This is a genomic window from Lentibacillus cibarius (genome assembly GCF_005887555.1).
Classification (GTDB): Bacteria; Bacillota; Bacilli; order Bacillales; family Amphibacillaceae; genus Lentibacillus; species Lentibacillus cibarius.
The window spans coordinates 930,657-945,880 of record NZ_VCIA01000001.1 but is presented as its reverse complement, the minus strand read 5'-3'; the positions used below and the strand labels follow the sequence as shown (position 1 = coordinate 945,880).

14 protein-coding genes are annotated in these 15,224 nt (G+C 42.6%); 9 read left to right on the top strand and 5 right to left on the bottom strand.

Annotation, left to right across the window (positions count from 1 at the left end; all coding sequences use genetic code 11):
* Positions 1–39 precede the first annotated feature (39 nt).
* A complete protein-coding gene (locus FFL34_RS04625; RefSeq protein WP_234031423.1) occupies positions 40–1,389 on the bottom strand; it encodes an ISLre2 family transposase in 1,350 nt (449 codons plus the stop codon).
* 457 nt (positions 1,390–1,846) lie between these two features.
* Between FFL34_RS04625 and FFL34_RS04620 the strand changes: the two genes are divergently transcribed.
* Complete coding sequence (locus tag FFL34_RS04620) at positions 1,847–2,677, top strand: aldo/keto reductase (RefSeq protein ID WP_138601910.1); 831 nt, start codon at positions 1,847–1,849, stop codon at positions 2,675–2,677.
* A gap of 265 nt (positions 2,678–2,942) precedes the next feature.
* Positions 2,943–4,499 (top strand): AbgT family transporter, encoded by a 1,557-nt coding sequence (locus FFL34_RS04615; protein WP_138601908.1) that lies wholly within the window; start codon positions 2,943–2,945, stop codon positions 4,497–4,499.
* Positions 4,500–4,549: 50 nt separating this feature from the next.
* On the opposite strand, the gene FFL34_RS04610 is transcribed toward FFL34_RS04615, so the two are convergent.
* Positions 4,550–5,383 carry a YitT family protein gene (locus tag FFL34_RS04610; protein WP_138601906.1) on the bottom strand — a complete coding sequence of 278 codons (834 nt, stop codon included), beginning with the start codon at positions 5,381–5,383 and terminating at the stop codon, positions 4,550–4,552.
* 303 nt (positions 5,384–5,686) lie between these two features.
* Here FFL34_RS04610 and FFL34_RS04605 point away from each other — a divergent pair, with 303 nt between their 5' ends.
* From FFL34_RS04605 to FFL34_RS04595, 3 genes are all read left to right on the top strand, one after another.
* Complete coding sequence (locus FFL34_RS04605) at positions 5,687–6,127, top strand: hypothetical protein (RefSeq protein WP_138601904.1); 441 nt, start codon at positions 5,687–5,689, stop codon at positions 6,125–6,127.
* 272 nt (positions 6,128–6,399) lie between these two features.
* Positions 6,400–7,383, top strand: coding sequence for a Gfo/Idh/MocA family protein (locus FFL34_RS04600; protein WP_138601902.1), 984 nt, complete (start codon positions 6,400–6,402; stop codon positions 7,381–7,383).
* A 92-nt stretch (positions 7,384–7,475) separates the two neighbouring features.
* Positions 7,476–8,603, top strand: coding sequence for a glycerate kinase (locus FFL34_RS04595; protein WP_138601900.1), 1,128 nt, complete (start codon positions 7,476–7,478; stop codon positions 8,601–8,603).
* A 45-nt stretch (positions 8,604–8,648) separates the two neighbouring features.
* Here the strand turns inward: FFL34_RS04595 and FFL34_RS04590 are convergent, their stop codons facing one another.
* On the bottom strand, positions 8,649–9,431 hold the full coding sequence (locus tag FFL34_RS04590) for an HAD family hydrolase (protein ID WP_138601898.1): 783 nt from the start codon (positions 9,429–9,431) through the stop codon (positions 8,649–8,651).
* Between the two features lie 174 nt (positions 9,432–9,605).
* On the opposite strand from FFL34_RS04590, the gene FFL34_RS04585 reads away from it, so the two are divergent.
* From FFL34_RS04585 to FFL34_RS04570, 4 genes are all read left to right on the top strand, one after another.
* Positions 9,606–9,800: an alpha/beta-type small acid-soluble spore protein gene (locus FFL34_RS04585; protein WP_138601896.1), complete on the top strand. Its 195-nt coding sequence runs from the start codon at positions 9,606–9,608 to the stop codon at positions 9,798–9,800.
* Between the two features lie 254 nt (positions 9,801–10,054).
* A complete protein-coding gene (locus FFL34_RS04580) occupies positions 10,055–11,608 on the top strand; it encodes a Na+/H+ antiporter NhaC family protein (protein ID WP_234031422.1) in 1,554 nt (517 codons plus the stop codon).
* A gap of 238 nt (positions 11,609–11,846) precedes the next feature.
* On the top strand, positions 11,847–12,791 hold the full coding sequence (locus FFL34_RS04575; protein WP_138601892.1) for a glycine betaine ABC transporter substrate-binding protein: 945 nt from the start codon (positions 11,847–11,849) through the stop codon (positions 12,789–12,791).
* Positions 12,792–12,921: 130 nt separating this feature from the next.
* On the top strand, positions 12,922–13,203 hold the full coding sequence (locus FFL34_RS04570; protein ID WP_138601890.1) for a hypothetical protein: 282 nt from the start codon (positions 12,922–12,924) through the stop codon (positions 13,201–13,203).
* A gap of 115 nt (positions 13,204–13,318) precedes the next feature.
* Here FFL34_RS04570 and FFL34_RS04565 read toward each other — a convergent pair whose 3' ends face one another.
* Positions 13,319–14,173, bottom strand: a complete 855-nt coding sequence (locus FFL34_RS04565) for a CvfB family protein (RefSeq protein ID WP_138601888.1) — start codon at positions 14,171–14,173, stop codon at positions 13,319–13,321.
* A 319-nt stretch (positions 14,174–14,492) separates the two neighbouring features.
* Entirely contained in the window at positions 14,493–15,119 is a 627-nt protein-coding gene (gene ytaF / locus FFL34_RS04560; RefSeq protein ID WP_234031421.1) for a sporulation membrane protein YtaF, read from the bottom strand.
* Positions 15,120–15,224: the final 105 nt, after the last annotated feature.

The window sequence follows — 15,224 nt, the reverse complement described above, 5'->3', positions numbered from 1 at the left end:
GTTTATATCATTTTAATCAGTTGGTGCTTTTTTACTTTTTCAAATTCCCCGTAATCCTTTTAATGCGTCTGTAATTGGTTTCCCGATAGCCTGCTTGAGATAACCCAGATTGTTGCGTGTTGCTTCTGCAGCACTTTCTTTTAGCTTTTCTACAAAGTGTTTAGGCGGCTTTTCTTCTTTGCTTTCCTGTATTAATTCCTGCGTCTGTTCAAGTATCCCCTGCAGCGTTTTTATCTCCAGATTATCTTTGAGGGCAACCATGATATCGATGAATTTATCAAGCCCTTTATCACTCCAACTACGCCCGTTTTTGAGCCTTCTAGCGAACACACTCATCGTTCCCTCTGCACTCCCCATCGGGCGGAATCCTGTTGTATCTATGCCCCTCTCTTTTAGTTTTTCACGGTAATCTCCCAGTGCCTCTGGATATTGGGAAAGCTGGGCAATTAACTCTTCCAGCCGTTCTTCCTTCTTTTCATTTTCAAGCGTACCCACCGCACTGTTTAATTCCACCATGAAACCTTCCCAGTCATAGCTTGCTAGTTTCTTTCGGATGGAGCGGTATCTTGAATGACCCCGAAACAAACGCTGCACATCCCGGGCAACATGAAAACGGTCGATGACAAAGGTCGCATTATGCTGGAAATGATCCCGGCAGGATGTGATCCACTTCGCTCCATCCCCATTAATAACGAGGTGGTGCCTGGTCGGATCATACTCATAAGTAGCCATTAGATACTGCTCAAATTCTTCCCAGAACGGCAGATTTCCTTCATGAATGAAATGTCGCTTCTCTATCAGCTTTGCTCGTTTACCATTCATTTCCCAGCCCTGATGCACACTGGCAATCTTAATTTCCTTGCCTTTTTTCTTTTTCTCTTGGCTTTTCGTATAAAGCCCGTCCACCTCCACGAATACAACATCCTGTTCGAGTGGCACTGACTCTTCCGGCACAACCTCCGTATTCAAAAGCTGCTGGCGTATACCTTCATGACTAATGACAGGGTAGCCCAAAAGCTTCTCCATTGCCTTCCCAGCCTGTCGATAGGAAACGCCTGTTACAGCCAGTTCAATAGCCAAATCTTGCACCACCGGACTCATTCCCTTTGTGCCGTCAAAAGCTAAATACTGATCCAATAAATAGACATACTTTCCCGTCTCTTTATCTTGATAATAATTTCTTTTCAGTTCCACCTGCCCAAAGACGGACTCAAACTTTAATGTTCTTTTATCCTTCAAATAAAATCGTTGCTTATCCCTTTCTGAAGCAATCGCCTCATCTATTTCCTGTAGCGTCTGTGCCATCACCTGAGAAAAACTTTCCTGCAATGCACGGTATGTAATTTGTTCTAATTCTTTCATTGTAAGCGCAGATATGATATCTTTCATTAGAGGACCTCTTTCTATAGTTGTTGTTGTAGCAGACTTAACTATACAAGAAAAGGTCCTCTTTTTCATGTAAAACACCCTTTAAACTACCGCGCTTCGCTTGCTGGCCTCATCTTTGGTGTAGAAGTCTTCCGACTTCAACACCAAAGATGAGGTATATGTTCTCCCATAAACATTTTACTCTAACATTATCCGTGTAATCACCTTAAAATTTAGTTTTATGGTATGTATAGTTTATAAAAGCGAATTTTCCATTGGGTTTTACAAATTATGTCTGAATGGATTCAGGTAGAAATTAGTTTCAATTATTTTGTGAATAGTAAAGCCAATATGCTGAAATCAACAGAACTAAAAATTGGATGTGTCAGTTTCGGTTAAACCGCCAGAGCTGACATTTTGTATGGTGCGGGTACTTCTTGTATAGTAAAAAGAGGAGATTTTGAAGGAGGGAAGTAGAATGATCAGCCATTTGCAAGATACAGTCACGTTAAACAATGGTGTACAGATGCCAGGTTTTGGCCTCGGCGTTTATAAAGTGGAAAACAGTGTAGCAGCAGCATCGGTCGAGTCCGCACTGAAACACGGATATCGGAGCATTGATACAGCGTCATTCTATCAAAATGAGCGTGGTGTCGGAAAAGGTATAAGGGAATCCGGGGTGCCAAGAAAGGAAATTTTCGTAACGTCCAAGGTTTGGAACGATGAACAAGGCTATGACAGTACATTAAAGGCATTTGAAGCAAGTCTAGAAAAACTTGGTCTTGACTACTTGGATCTCTACCTCATTCATTGGCCGGTGAAAGACAAGTATAAAGAGACATGGAAGGCAATGGAAAAGCTCTATGAAGAAGGAAAGGTCCGTGCTATTGGCGTTAGTAATTTCCATATCCATCATCTGCAGGATTTAATAGCCAGCAGCAATGTGAAGCCGGTAATTAATCAGGTAGAATACCATCCACATCTGACGCAGGAACAGTTAAAGGCATTTTGCGAAGAGGAGGACATTCAGCTGGAAGCCTGGTCACCATTGAAACGCGGGCGTATCCTTGACGAACCGGTACTCAGGGAAATCGCTGCAAAATATAACAAAACAGCTGCTCAAGTCATCTTGCGCTGGGATGTACAGCAAAACGTCGTAACCATCCCAAAATCGACGCACGAACATCGGATTAAAGAAAATGCGGCTATTTTTGACTTCGAACTGACAAGGGATGAAATGGAACAGATCAACAGCCTGAATAAAAACGATCGCGCCGGGACAAACCCGGACAGTTTTGATAAAGATTGAAAGAACAGATGCAAATCCATCTGTTCTTTTTAATAACATCAGAAGGTATAAAAACTCGGCATTCGCTATAAGACGAGGCTAGGCCTGAGTTTTTCTAAAAGTCCTCCAGCACTGAAAGTTGAGTATCGAGAAAAATTTTAATCTTCCCACTTAACCTTTTTCTATTTAAATTGAGTAATTTCGACTATATAATATACTAATATATCCGGTATAAATAAACGAAATATTTCAGAATATTATTGATAAAAATGGGAGGACGAATTAGATGGGGAAAGAAAAGAAAGGAATCTTTCAGCGATTTTTGGATGGGATTGAGTTTATCGGTAATAAACTTCCACACCCAATTACCCTGTTTGCCATCTTAGCGCTAATTGTTCTTATACTTTCAGCTGCTTTACAGCCTTTAGACATTAGTGTTGAACATCCTGGTGAAGACGGTAAAATGGTTGAGATTAAAAATCTATTGAATGCGGAAGGTCTGCAATATATTTTTGGAAGTATGACCGATAACTTTATAGGTTTTGCTCCTCTTGGGGTTGTACTTGTAACCATGCTTGGTATTGGAGTTGCCGAGCGGACTGGCCTTATTAGTGCATTGCTTAGAGGTTTCGTTTTATCAGTGCCGAGACGTTTTATTACGGTTGGACTTGTGTTTGCTGGAATTATGTCCAGTGTGGCGTCTGATGCAGGCTATGTGGTGCTGCCGCCGCTTGGTGCACTGATTTTTGCAGCGATGGGTAGACATCCGCTAGCAGGTTTAGCTGCAGCTTTTGCAGGTGTGTCCGCCGGCTTCAGTGCGAACCTGGCTCTGTCGGGTACCGATGTCATGCTTGGAGAACTGACCATTGCTGCTACGTCGGTAATGGATCCGGCATACGCTGAAAACATGAATATTGCGATGAACTGGTTCTTTATTGCTGCGTCTGTATTGGTGCTGACATTAATTGGAACGTGGGTAACGGAACGAATCGTTGCGCCGCGTCTTGGCGAATACAAAGGGGAGACTGCTGGTGAAAACATGGACCAGGATCAGCTTGAAGGATTACAACCAATCGAGCGAAAAGGACTAATTTGGTCCGGAGTATCACTTGCAGTTGGTCTTATCCTGACAGCGCTGCTTGTTTTACCGGAAAATGCTCCGTTACGCGGCACGGAAGGCAATTATATGGATCAGATTATCCAGTCACCGTTTATGAGTTCACTGGTGCCGATTATTGCAATTCTGTTTTTTGTGCCTGGACTTGTTTATGGTAAAATCACGAAAGTTATCCGTAATGATAAAGATGTTGCGGCGCAATTGTCTGATACGATGGCATCCATGGGTATGTTTATTGTCCTCGCCTTTACAGCTGGTCAATTCGTCGCGTATTTTAATGAAACCAATATGGGTACGGTGCTTGGTGTGTATGGAGCGAGGTTTTTGGACAGTGTCAATTTGACGGGCATTCCGCTGATACTTATGTTTGTCCTGATTACTGGCTTTATTAATCTGTTTATTGGCAGTGCTTCAGCAAAGTGGGCGATGATGGCGCCGATTTTCGTGCCGATCATGATGCAGCTGGGGTATTCACCGGAACTGACACAGATGGCATACCGGGTAGCCGACTCATCGACCAATATCATTACACCATTGATGACATATTTTGCTGTGATCATCGCATTTGCACAAAAGTATGATAAGAAAATGGGGATTGGCACGATGATTTCCGTCATGCTGCCATATTCGCTGTTCTTCCTAATTGGTTGGACAATCATGCTCGTTGTATGGATGCTATTGGGCATTGATCTTGGCCCGGGTTCACCAATCATTTATAATGGCTAATGGCTAGATAACAAAAAATCCTCTCATTATTACAATGAGAGGATTTTTTGTTATCTGCCTTTATACCCCTTCCGGAAAATTTCCTGCACAGGGTGGATGGTTACATAGGCATTTGGATCAATGTCCAGAACAATTTTTTGAAATGGGACAATTTCGTATCTGCTGATAACCAAGTAGAGTACTTCCCGCTGTGATTGGGTATAACCGCCCCTTCCTTCTAGTACCGTGATGCCGCGTGCCATTTTGTTTTTGACGGCTTCCATCACTTCTTCAGGCGAACTGGATATGATGACGGCTGCTGTCCGTTCGTTTGCACCTTCCACGACGACATCTATCACTTTGGCACCTACATAGACGGAGATAAGCGTATACATCGCTCGCTCCTGACCAATGATAAAAGCTGATCCTGCAATTACCGCGATGTCGATGATGAGCATGCCTTTGCCAATTGTCCAGCCGAATGCCTGATTGGCAAGTCGAGCTAGAATGGCCGACCCGCCGGATGTACCACCTGCCCGGAAAATGAGCCCGAGTCCAAGCCCGACGGACAATCCTGCGAACAATGCAGAAAGCAGCATATCATCGTTAATGCTTTCGCCCCAGCTAACCGTAACGTGCAGAAAGAATGAGGAAAAGATGATTGCAATAATCGTATAAATGGTCACATGTCTTTCAAACAATTTATAGCCAACCGCAACAAGTGCCGTGTTCAGGACAAAGTTGACCGTACCCGGCGACCAATCGAATAAATAGTGTGCAACGATCGTTACCCCAATGACGCCACCTTCCGACAGCCGATTGGGAATCGCGAAATAATTGACGCCGACGGCAAAAATAAATGCACCACATACGATCATAAAAATATCTTTTGAGGTTTGATTCATACATACCCCTCCTTTCAGTTGTATGAATATCAGCCTTTATTTAAAATTTTAATCGCTATCCATTATAACGGAAGCATAGTTATTTGAGAATGAAGACGGACTGAAGGGGCATTTACGTATCGACATCTGAAGACGCGCGGTTCGCACCCGGGCCCAGAACCCGTGCGAAAATGAGAAAAGCCCCAAGACCCAACACACATGTCCCAGACAATGAATTGTTCCCTTGCACACACCCTAATAGTCTTGTACTGACAAATCCCCTTTACGAATAGACTGATAGCAGTACGATGCAGGGGGGTTCTAATGCGGTACGTTTTGCTTATACTACTGATTGCTGGGATAGGTACAGCAATTTATCTGTTTTTCTATACATCACCGGAGAAACGCGCAATCCAGGCTGTTGAAACGTTTTATACGTATGAGCAGGATGGTGCTTATTCTGATTCATGGGCTATGTTTCACCCTTTCATGCAGGAGAAATTTCCAAAAGGACGCTATTTGCAAGACCGGGCACATGTGTTTATGAATCATTTTGGTGTGACAACCTTTTCCTTCATGATCGGGGAAGCGGTTGAGTTGAAAAACTGGAAGCCGGAAGAAGGTGCAGAATCAATTGAACTGGTCTACAAAGTACCAGTTTCACAGATATATAAGGGGAAATACGGAAATTTCACCCTCGTGCAAAATGTTTTTGTTACAGAAGTAGATAAAAAATGGAGAGTGCTTTGGAATTATAAGAAATAGGAATGCACTTATCTAAGAAAGAAAAATGATCACTGCTGCCGCAAATAAATATTTCGTTATTGGTGACAAATTGAAACTTACGGATAATCTTAGGTGTTTGTCGGGGTCAAGCAGCATTTATCATGCAAAGGATTTGCAATTACTTCCCGCTTCAGTTTGCAAGTGATATCATAAGAATTATCCGATTCTATTAACCTACATTAGCGGGGTGATGAAAAAACGCCGATACGTATACATACTTAAGTTTCAACCTTGAAGGGAGAAAAATATTTATGCATTTAGGTACTGTAGGAACCGGTTGGATTACCGAAGCATTTATTGAAGCGTCCAAAGAAACAGGGCAATTCACTCTTACGTCAGTTTATTCAAGAACGATAGATAAGGCAAATGCATTTGCGGAGAAACATGGGGCGACACATGCATTTGCCGATCTGGAAGACATGGCGGCAAGTAAAACAGTGGATGTAGTGTATATTGCTTCCCCAAATTCACATCATTTTCGGCATGTTTTGCAATTTTTAAAGGGAAAAAAGCATGTTATATGTGAAAAGCCAATATTCTCCAACTTAAAGGAATGGGAAGAAGCTTATCGCGTTGCAGAAGAAAATGGTGTCTTCCTGTTTGAAGCGATGCGGAATTTGCATACACCGAATTTCAACCGTCTTCAAGAGGGTTTAGAGCAAATTGGCACAGTCCGTAGTATGATTCTGCCGTTCGTGCAATACTCATCCCGTTATGATAAATTCTTGGCCGGAGAAAATCCCAATGTGTTTACAACCGCTTTTTCCGGTGGTGCACTCACGGACTTGGGCGTTTATCCGTTATCAATTGCCGTTGGATTGTTTGGCAAACCCGCTAATGCGGTGTATTTTCCGGTGCTTCTGGACAGTGGGGTTGACGGTAGTGGTACACTTATCCTCAATTATCCTGGCTTTACGGCGACGATTCTTTGTTCTAAAATTGCCCAATCCGCTAACATGTGTGAAATACATGGGGAAAAAGGCACGGTAGTGTTTGAAAATACGGGTGATATGTATCACCCACGCGTTAGGCTGCATGGGGACGACGGTGTGAGAGAATTACCAGCAGACGATCATCCCAATAATATGGTATATGAAGCCGAAGCATTTGCCGCTATTATCAAGGCCACTGATACTGATGCATACGAGCGATTGAAAAAGATTAGTTATGATGTTCTAACAGTAACGGAAAAAGTTCGGCATGAAAACGGAATAATATTTGATGTGGAGAGATAAAGAGATTATTGGGGGATGGTTATTTTAAGATTGGTTTAACCATAGGCAAGATAATCTTCATGTTATCAATGTATATAAAAGAGGAGGAGACCATGAACATTGTTGTCGCGCCTGATTCTTTTAAAGGAAGTCTAACATCTGTTCAAGCTTCGGAAATAATGAAAAAAGCTATTACATCAATTGATCACGATATCCACGTTACATTGAAACCGATGGCTGATGGTGGGGAGGGCACGTTGGATGCACTGCTTTCTTCTACATCCGGGACACGTGTACCTATCACGTGCACCGGCCCTTTGGGGGAACAAGTAAACACTGCGTATGCCGTCATTGACGCAAATTGTGCCATCATTGAATGTGCGAGTATAGCAGGGCTCATTCAAGTTCCCATAGATAAACGAAATCCCGACATAACAACGACGTTTGGTATTGGTGAAGCGATTGTTGACGCCTTGGATCGTGGGTGTACATCAATTATTCTGGCTCTCGGGGGAAGCGCGACGAATGATGGTGGGCTTGGCATGCTACAGGCTCTCGGGATGCGGGCATGGGATTTGCATGGCCATAAAACCGGTATATTCGGAAAGGACGTACAGGATGTAAACGGTGTAAGTTTTACTAACATCGACCCTCGACTAGCCAAAGTAACTATAAATGTTGCTTGTGATGTTGACAATCCGTTAAGTGGAGACAGAGGGGCATCAAAGGTATATGGACCGCAAAAAGGTTCTACACCCTACCAAATTAATAAATACGATGCTGCCCTACATACTTATGGAGAACTAGTGGAAGCTTCCCTCGGAAAGCCATTAAAAAACGTCCCTGGCGCAGGAGCTGCCGGTGGGCTTGGTTTCGCCTTGCTAGCTATCGGTGGAGAACTTGTTTCAGGTGCAGAATTGATTGCTGGGGCGATGCATGCAGAGAAAGCTATTCGCTCGGCAGATCTTATCCTGACGGGTGAAGGGCAAAGTGATGAGCAGACACTTTACGGGAAAGCACCTGGGTATATTGCGGCTCTTGGCAGGAAACATCACGTCCCTGCAGTGTTGATTTCCGGAAGCCTTGACGGGAATTTGGACGTGCTTAGTGAGCGTTTTGCAGGCTGTTTTTCAATAGTAGACAAGCCAACATCACTTCAAGAATGTATGGAGAAGGCTGATGTATTACTTTATCAACAGACAAAACAAGTCATTCATTTGCTACAGCATTTTCTTAAATAACAACAAGGATAAGCAAGGCCGGGCACCAAGCCGGCCCTGTTATATTCATAGTAATCCGAGCTTTTTCAAACCTTGAGCAATACCGTCGTCACTGACTGTTGCGGTCCGATACTTGGCATAGGCAAACAGATTTTCATCGGCATTTCCCATCGCAAAACTTTCGCCAACGGTTTGCAGCATTTCCTTGTCATTCATTCCGTCGCCGAATGCGATAGCCTCTTCGGGAGTCATCTTAAGAAGTTCAAGGATTTTTTCGACAGAACGCCCTTTGTTCACATTTTTTCGCAAAACATCATAACTGCTTTCCACGCCGTTGACACGAACAGGCGAAATATGAAGATCGTGCTCAAATTCGTATAGACGAGCATCTTGTTGCGTTGCATTTAATACAGTCACACCTAAAACTTTATCTGTTATGGCAGGTGAAAATGCAGCGTTTGCTTTCAAATCGAATGTGTCAATAAATTGTTGGACAAGCGGGCGGTTAAGATTCGTGCAATAATTTCGTTCCCTGGTGTACAGCATCAGCTCATGGTCATTCTCTTGAGCAATAGACAGGAACCGCTCAATACTGTCGCGCTTGAATGGTTCGTTTACAATAATCTCACTGCGGTAGCTGGCAAATGCACCATTATAAACAATAAATGACTGGATACCCAAGTCTTCCGCCAGCTCCCCAAGTTCATGAAGTCCTCTTCCGGTTGCAAGAAACACATCCATCCCTTTGTCTTGCAATGCAGTTATGGCTTGTTTCGTGGTATTTGTATATGTATGATCCGGTTTAAAAATAGTTCCATCAACATCTAGAAATAGCAGCTTATATGTCATGTAAATCTCCTTGTCTGTATATTCTCTCCATGCATTTTAGCACAATCCCACATCTTTTACTAATAAGCATTGTACTAAACAATTTTTGTCAGGGGTAACATAAAATATGTGTCACAAAATACAAATGGACGGATCAATCTGGTCTGTTCTAATTCCCACGAGGAGTGATCAGTTGTGACAAACAGAAAAAATGACTTGCTGGTGCTTGGCGCAGAGGATGCAATGGAAAACATGAAACAAGAAATTGCAGATGAATTTGGCGTTGAGCCCGGAGCGGATACAACTGCACGTGAAAATGGATCTGTGGGAGGCGAAATGGTTAAGCGAATGCTTAAAATTGCCGAGTCGAGCATGTCTGACAAAAAATAACTTCAGGATATGTACGATTAAAGACAGATTCGGTATATTACCGGGTCTGTCTTTTACATACAAGATTACGTTTTAGGATTGATACGCAAATTTTATATTAGCACTTAGTAAAAAAATGATTGTCTAAATTAGTTGTGTCCAGTACAAAAAAGGACTATAATTTAACAGGACTTTTTTGTTCGTTATAGAAATATTTTAGTGAGCACTTAAATATGCTACTAATAGGAATAGTCAAAAAATTGAGAGGAGATCGAATGATGGAGTTTGGGATACTTTCGCTGCTTCCACCGGTTATCGCGATTGTGCTTGCCCTTATCACCCGTAATGTACTTCCTGCACTCTTTGCAGGGGTTTGGCTAGGGGCAACAATGATCAATGGTTGGAATCCGTTCCTTGGGTTGTATAAAACGTTTAGTGATTTTATCATTCCAAGTGCAGGAGATCCATGGAATGCAACTGTTCTAATTTATTGCGGACTTTTTGGTATACTAATCGCATTCTTGCAAAAAACGGGCGGTGCACATGCCATTGCCACTGCTATTTCTAATAAAGTGAAAACACCGCGAGCAGCACAAGGGTCAACTATGCTTTTCGGGCTTATTATTTTCTTTGAGGATTACTTTAACGCATTGACCGTAGGAAGTGTTATGCGGTCAGTAACAGATAAAATGCGTGTATCGCGTGAAAAGCTGGCATACATTGTGGACTCCACGTCAGCACCGATGTGTCTTCTGGGCCCAGTGTCGACATGGGTAGTTTTTGTTATGGGATTGATTGGTGCACAATATACTGAAATGGGTATATCTGAATCAGAATATATGACGTATATTTTCTCCATCCCATTTAACTTTTATTCTATTCTTGCCATTATATTAGTCGGGGTTATCGTATTTTTGAAATGGGATTTCGGACCAATGGCACAGGCGGAGTACCGTGCTCGTACAACTGGAAAGGTTTTCCGTGATGATTCAGCACCACCTTCCGACGATCAGATGGATGATATTGAAATGCCGGAAGGATATACGCCGAAAATCCGAAATATGGTTGTACCAATTGTTGTTCTGGTTGCTATGATTCCACCGCTTTTTCTATGGACTGGAGGATATCCTGAAAAAGGTTTGGTCACAGCATTTGGTGAAGCGGATGGTGCCACTTCCATAACCATAGCCGCTTTTACGGCTGGTATTGTTGCGATGCTGATGGGTATGCAGCAAAAATTGTATTCTTTCAAGGAATCGATGGACATTATCGTCAGTGGATTCCGGAGTATGATGCTCGTCTACATTATTTTAATACTGGCTTGGTCCATTGGTAGTGTGACAACCAAACTCGGAACTGCTGAATATATCGTGCATTTCACCGAACAAACAACATCACCTATTCTAATCCCAGTATTACTTTTTGCTATTGGTGCCGTTGTCGCTTTTACAACTGGAACATCGTACGGAACGTTTGCAATAATGATTCCAATTGCCATGCCGCTTGCTGCTTCTATGGACATTTCCATGTATCTGGCCATTGCTGCTGTATTTAGTGGGGGCATCTTCGGCGATCATTGTTCACCAATTTCTGATACGACCATACTGTCCTCTGCTGGATCCGGGAGTGACCATATTGATCACGTCAACACACAAATCCCATACGCCATCACGGCAGGAGTCAGTGGTATCATATCTTTTCTTACCGTTGGGATTACAGGCTCGCCTGTGGTAGCGCTCATCGTCGGTGCCGCAGTTCTTCTGATGTTAGCATTTATTCTCAACAAAACATGGGGAAAACAAATACCGAACGATAAAATAACGGTTTAAAAAAAGGAACGGGCTACCGGGTGGTGGTTCGTTCCTTTTTTGATAGATAAGTGAAACTATAAGTAAGTAAGACACGCAAAAAATGAATGTAATCTAGGAAAAGGCTTGTAATTTTAAGTTTAAGCCTTTAATTGCGCAATTTTCGAAGCTCATCCGATTTGTGTCTATTCCATTCTCTATTTTATAATAATTTCGACAAGCGATAATAATAGATAAAAGTAAGGAGTGGAAATTTAACGTGCGAAAAAAGTTTCGTATTATAAGCATCATGATTATGCTCATGCTATCGGCTGCATTGACAGCTTGCGGCGATAACGAAAAGGCTACTTCCGATGATGATGAAAGCGCAAAGGACGGTGAGCTTAAGCTTGGTGAAAAACAAGTTACGTTAGCAACCGATACATATGTTTCCAATATTGGAGCAACACATGTGGTGAAACAGCTACTCGAGGAAGTTGGATACAATGTAACGGTTAAAGAAACAGACGTTGGTATAGAATTCTCGGGACTGGCAAGTGGGTCATCCGATGCTTCGGTTGGATTATGGCTTCCAGGTACACATGCTAGTTACTGGGAGGAATATAAGGACAAGCTTGATAAGATGAGCTTGGTTACAGAAGAGGTGGAACTTGCACTGACTGTACCAACTTATATGGAAGATATTAATTCCATTGAAGATTTAGCTAATAATAAGAACAATATTGGTGAGAAATTGGAATGGGATATTACAGGTATCAGTCCTGGAGCAGGGATGATGGAGATTACGAAAGAAAAAGTGATTCCATCCTATGGTCTGGATAAAGATTGGACACTACAATCCAGCTCGGGGCCTGCGATGGCAGCTGAATTAAAAGGTGCCATTGATAAGAAGGAGCCGATTGTTGTAACCCTATGGACACCGCATTGGACGTTCAATGAATTTGATTTAAAAATGTTGGAAGACCCGAAAAACCAATACGGTGATCCGGATAATGTTTTCGCTGTTTCCCGAAATGGATTTAAAGAAGATTCACCACTAGCTTATAAGATCATTGACCAATTCAATTGGACGAAAAAACAAAATCAAGATGTGATGTACAGCATCCAGTCTGGTATGTCAAGCGAAGAAGCAGCGAAGAAATTTCTTGAAAAGCACCCAGATCTCAAGGGAAAATGGCTGGAAGGTATAGAGACTGAAAAATAACAGGAAGCAACAAATGGCTACCGGAAACAAATGTCGTTCTTATGATGAAATGAAGTGATAAAATTGACTTTATACAGTTACGTAGATACACTTATAGATAGCATATAATAAAAAAAGAGGTGTATTTTTCATGTTTAATACGGCACTTGTTTTTAGTGCATCTTTATTAGTAGTTCTAATGATTATTAACATTGTAGTCAGCTTAGCAGCTTCGAACAAGTCTTACACCATTTATGTACCTGCAGGTGTATTGTTTGTGCTCGGGATTATTTTGCTGTCCATATCAACGGGGGACCGGATTGAAATGATGGGGTTAGGATTTGGTGGCTGGGGAGCTGCCAGTCTGTTTGCTTCAGCCATCGGATTTATAATCACATCACTTGTAGATACCTATAATCATTCTGAACAATAATTAATATAAAAATACCTGCTCTGTACGGTAAAAGGGCAGGTATTTTTGTGATTGGAAAAGAGGTGTTTAGTGACAAGTAATGAACTGACTCCGGATCAATATTTATTTCATATGTTTAGCTGTCGTTATCTACATCAGTCAGTATCGTTTTCCCGTCATGCTGTTTAATTTTTCCTTCTTTCATCAATTGCCCCATTGCTCGCTTAAAGGCCGCTTTACTAATGTTGAACGTTCCGCGGATTTCTTCAGGGTCACTCTTATCGCTGAAAGGTATAACACCGCCGTTTTGTTCGAGATGATTCAGGATGACATCAGCGTCTTCATCCATACGTTGATGTTTATAAGGTAACAGTGAAATGTTTACCGACCCATCATCTTTCACGCCAATCACACGGCCTTCTACCCATTCGCCGAGGCGCGGTTCTTGCTTACGTTCGGTATGGTGGAGGAAGCCACGATAGCCATTCTCAGAAATGAGCGCTGAGCCTTCCCGACTGGTGCGGTAGATGCGTCCGCTTATGGGCTTGTTAAGCAGTTCTTCAGGTGCGAATTCCCAGTTCGCCTCAAAGAAATGTTCCGAGGCAGGTAGTGCAAGCAGGCGTCCTTTTTTGTCTGTTGTCAACTTGACAAATAACATGTCCCCTTCTACTGGCCAAGCGCGCTCCAGATAGGGAAGGTCATCGATAGAGACAAGTACTTGTTTGGGAATACCGATATCGACAAATACACCAAGCCCTCTAATAGATCTAGTAACCTCAGCCCAGTCATACGCGTCCAGTGTCACCGAGGGGAGGTGGGTCGTTGCTATCGCGTTTCCTTTTTTATCCGAATAAAGAAAAACCTTAACTGACTCCCCTTCCTGCAAATCGAGTTCCCCGTCGCGGTCAGGGAGAAAAATGTCATGCTGTAGCGTGTAGCCTTCCTCCGTATGGTGTTGTATGTTTAATGTATGTATTGTTCCTGTTTTCATGGTATACCCTCTTTTCTATTGTGAAAAATATTTCTTCTCCTATTATAGGCATACCCAGATGGATTGAAAAGTAACACCTAAACGGCTAGGTGATTGCATTCAAAATGTCATGTCCATATATTTTGATTACAGCAGCAATTTATCCCGCATTAAGCGGCAGTAAAACCCCCACTTCAAAGTCGAGAGGTGCGGCTAGGGGAATACTGCCATGCTAATGCGATGTCCGGGTGCATCGAAGGCTAAAAATGTCACGACCTGTGACAACGCCTACACTAGCACGTCTTCTGTGTCGAACCCCCCGATTGATTGAAGTTTTGTTTTATAGTATATTCATGATTCCGAGCAGCATCAGTAAAAATGGCGGGAGAAGTGTTAGTTTTTGTGTCCATTTTTTCGCGGCTAAAAAAACCCCCATCCGCACACCGCAGAACAAAAAGAGTCCACTCATCAGTGCGATTGAGGCGGCTGTCAGCAATGGGGCATAACCAAGCATTGCCGCTCCTAATCCGGCACCAAATGCATCGACAGCAAGGGCAAATCCGAGCAGTACTGCCTCCATTGTAGAAATGTTCCCTGACTGGTCTATATCAGCCTGACGCGGTTCTTTTATGACCGTTTTGACATGATTCCATGTTTCGCTGTCAGGTGTTGTGTCTGCCGTTGTATCATACCCATTACGCAGTACATTGAATAAACAGTATAAACCGATGCCGAACAGAATAATCCCGCCTATTTTGTCAGTAAGTCCTGCTGGGATAAAAGTCATAAGAAGCGTTCCGATAGTCATGGAAAGATAGACAACGAATCCTGAACAAAGCATAATAATTACAAGAGCCGTGTAGGGGATATGAACTTTACGCATACCATACGACATCCCAGCACCAAACCCATCGATACTGACCCCGATAACTAATAAAATCAATCTGGTGTAGTAGAACATCGGCATCAAATTCCTTTCCGAATGTCTATCATATTATATGGTATTCAGGAGAAGGTGTGATACGCGAACATACCAAGCAAATTATGTTAAAGTAACATCATAGCGTTAATA

Excerpts from the sequence above, each read along its gene's own strand:
- FFL34_RS04605 (WP_138601904.1), top strand. The coding sequence starts at position 5,687 with ATGCGGTACGTTTTGCTTATACTACTGATTGCTGGGATAGGTACAGCA.
- FFL34_RS04570 (WP_138601890.1), top strand. The coding sequence starts at position 12,922 with ATGTTTAATACGGCACTTGTTTTTAGTGCATCTTTATTAGTAGTTCTA.
- ytaF (WP_234031421.1), bottom strand. The coding sequence starts at position 15,119 with ATGCCGATGTTCTACTACACCAGATTGATTTTATTAGTTATCGGGGTC.
- FFL34_RS04600 (WP_138601902.1), top strand. The coding sequence starts at position 6,400 with ATGCATTTAGGTACTGTAGGAACCGGTTGGATTACCGAAGCATTTATT.
- FFL34_RS04580 (WP_234031422.1), top strand. The coding sequence starts at position 10,055 with ATGATGGAGTTTGGGATACTTTCGCTGCTTCCACCGGTTATCGCGATT.
- FFL34_RS04565 (WP_138601888.1), bottom strand. The coding sequence starts at position 14,173 with ATGAAAACAGGAACAATACATACATTAAACATACAACACCATACGGAG.
- FFL34_RS04595 (WP_138601900.1), top strand. The coding sequence starts at position 7,476 with ATGAACATTGTTGTCGCGCCTGATTCTTTTAAAGGAAGTCTAACATCT.
- FFL34_RS04615 (WP_138601908.1), top strand. The coding sequence starts at position 2,943 with ATGGGGAAAGAAAAGAAAGGAATCTTTCAGCGATTTTTGGATGGGATT.
- FFL34_RS04625 (WP_234031423.1), bottom strand. The coding sequence starts at position 1,389 with ATGAAAGATATCATATCTGCGCTTACAATGAAAGAATTAGAACAAATT.
- FFL34_RS04610 (WP_138601906.1), bottom strand. The coding sequence starts at position 5,383 with ATGAATCAAACCTCAAAAGATATTTTTATGATCGTATGTGGTGCATTT.
- FFL34_RS04590 (WP_138601898.1), bottom strand. The coding sequence starts at position 9,431 with ATGACATATAAGCTGCTATTTCTAGATGTTGATGGAACTATTTTTAAA.
- FFL34_RS04620 (WP_138601910.1), top strand. The coding sequence starts at position 1,847 with ATGATCAGCCATTTGCAAGATACAGTCACGTTAAACAATGGTGTACAG.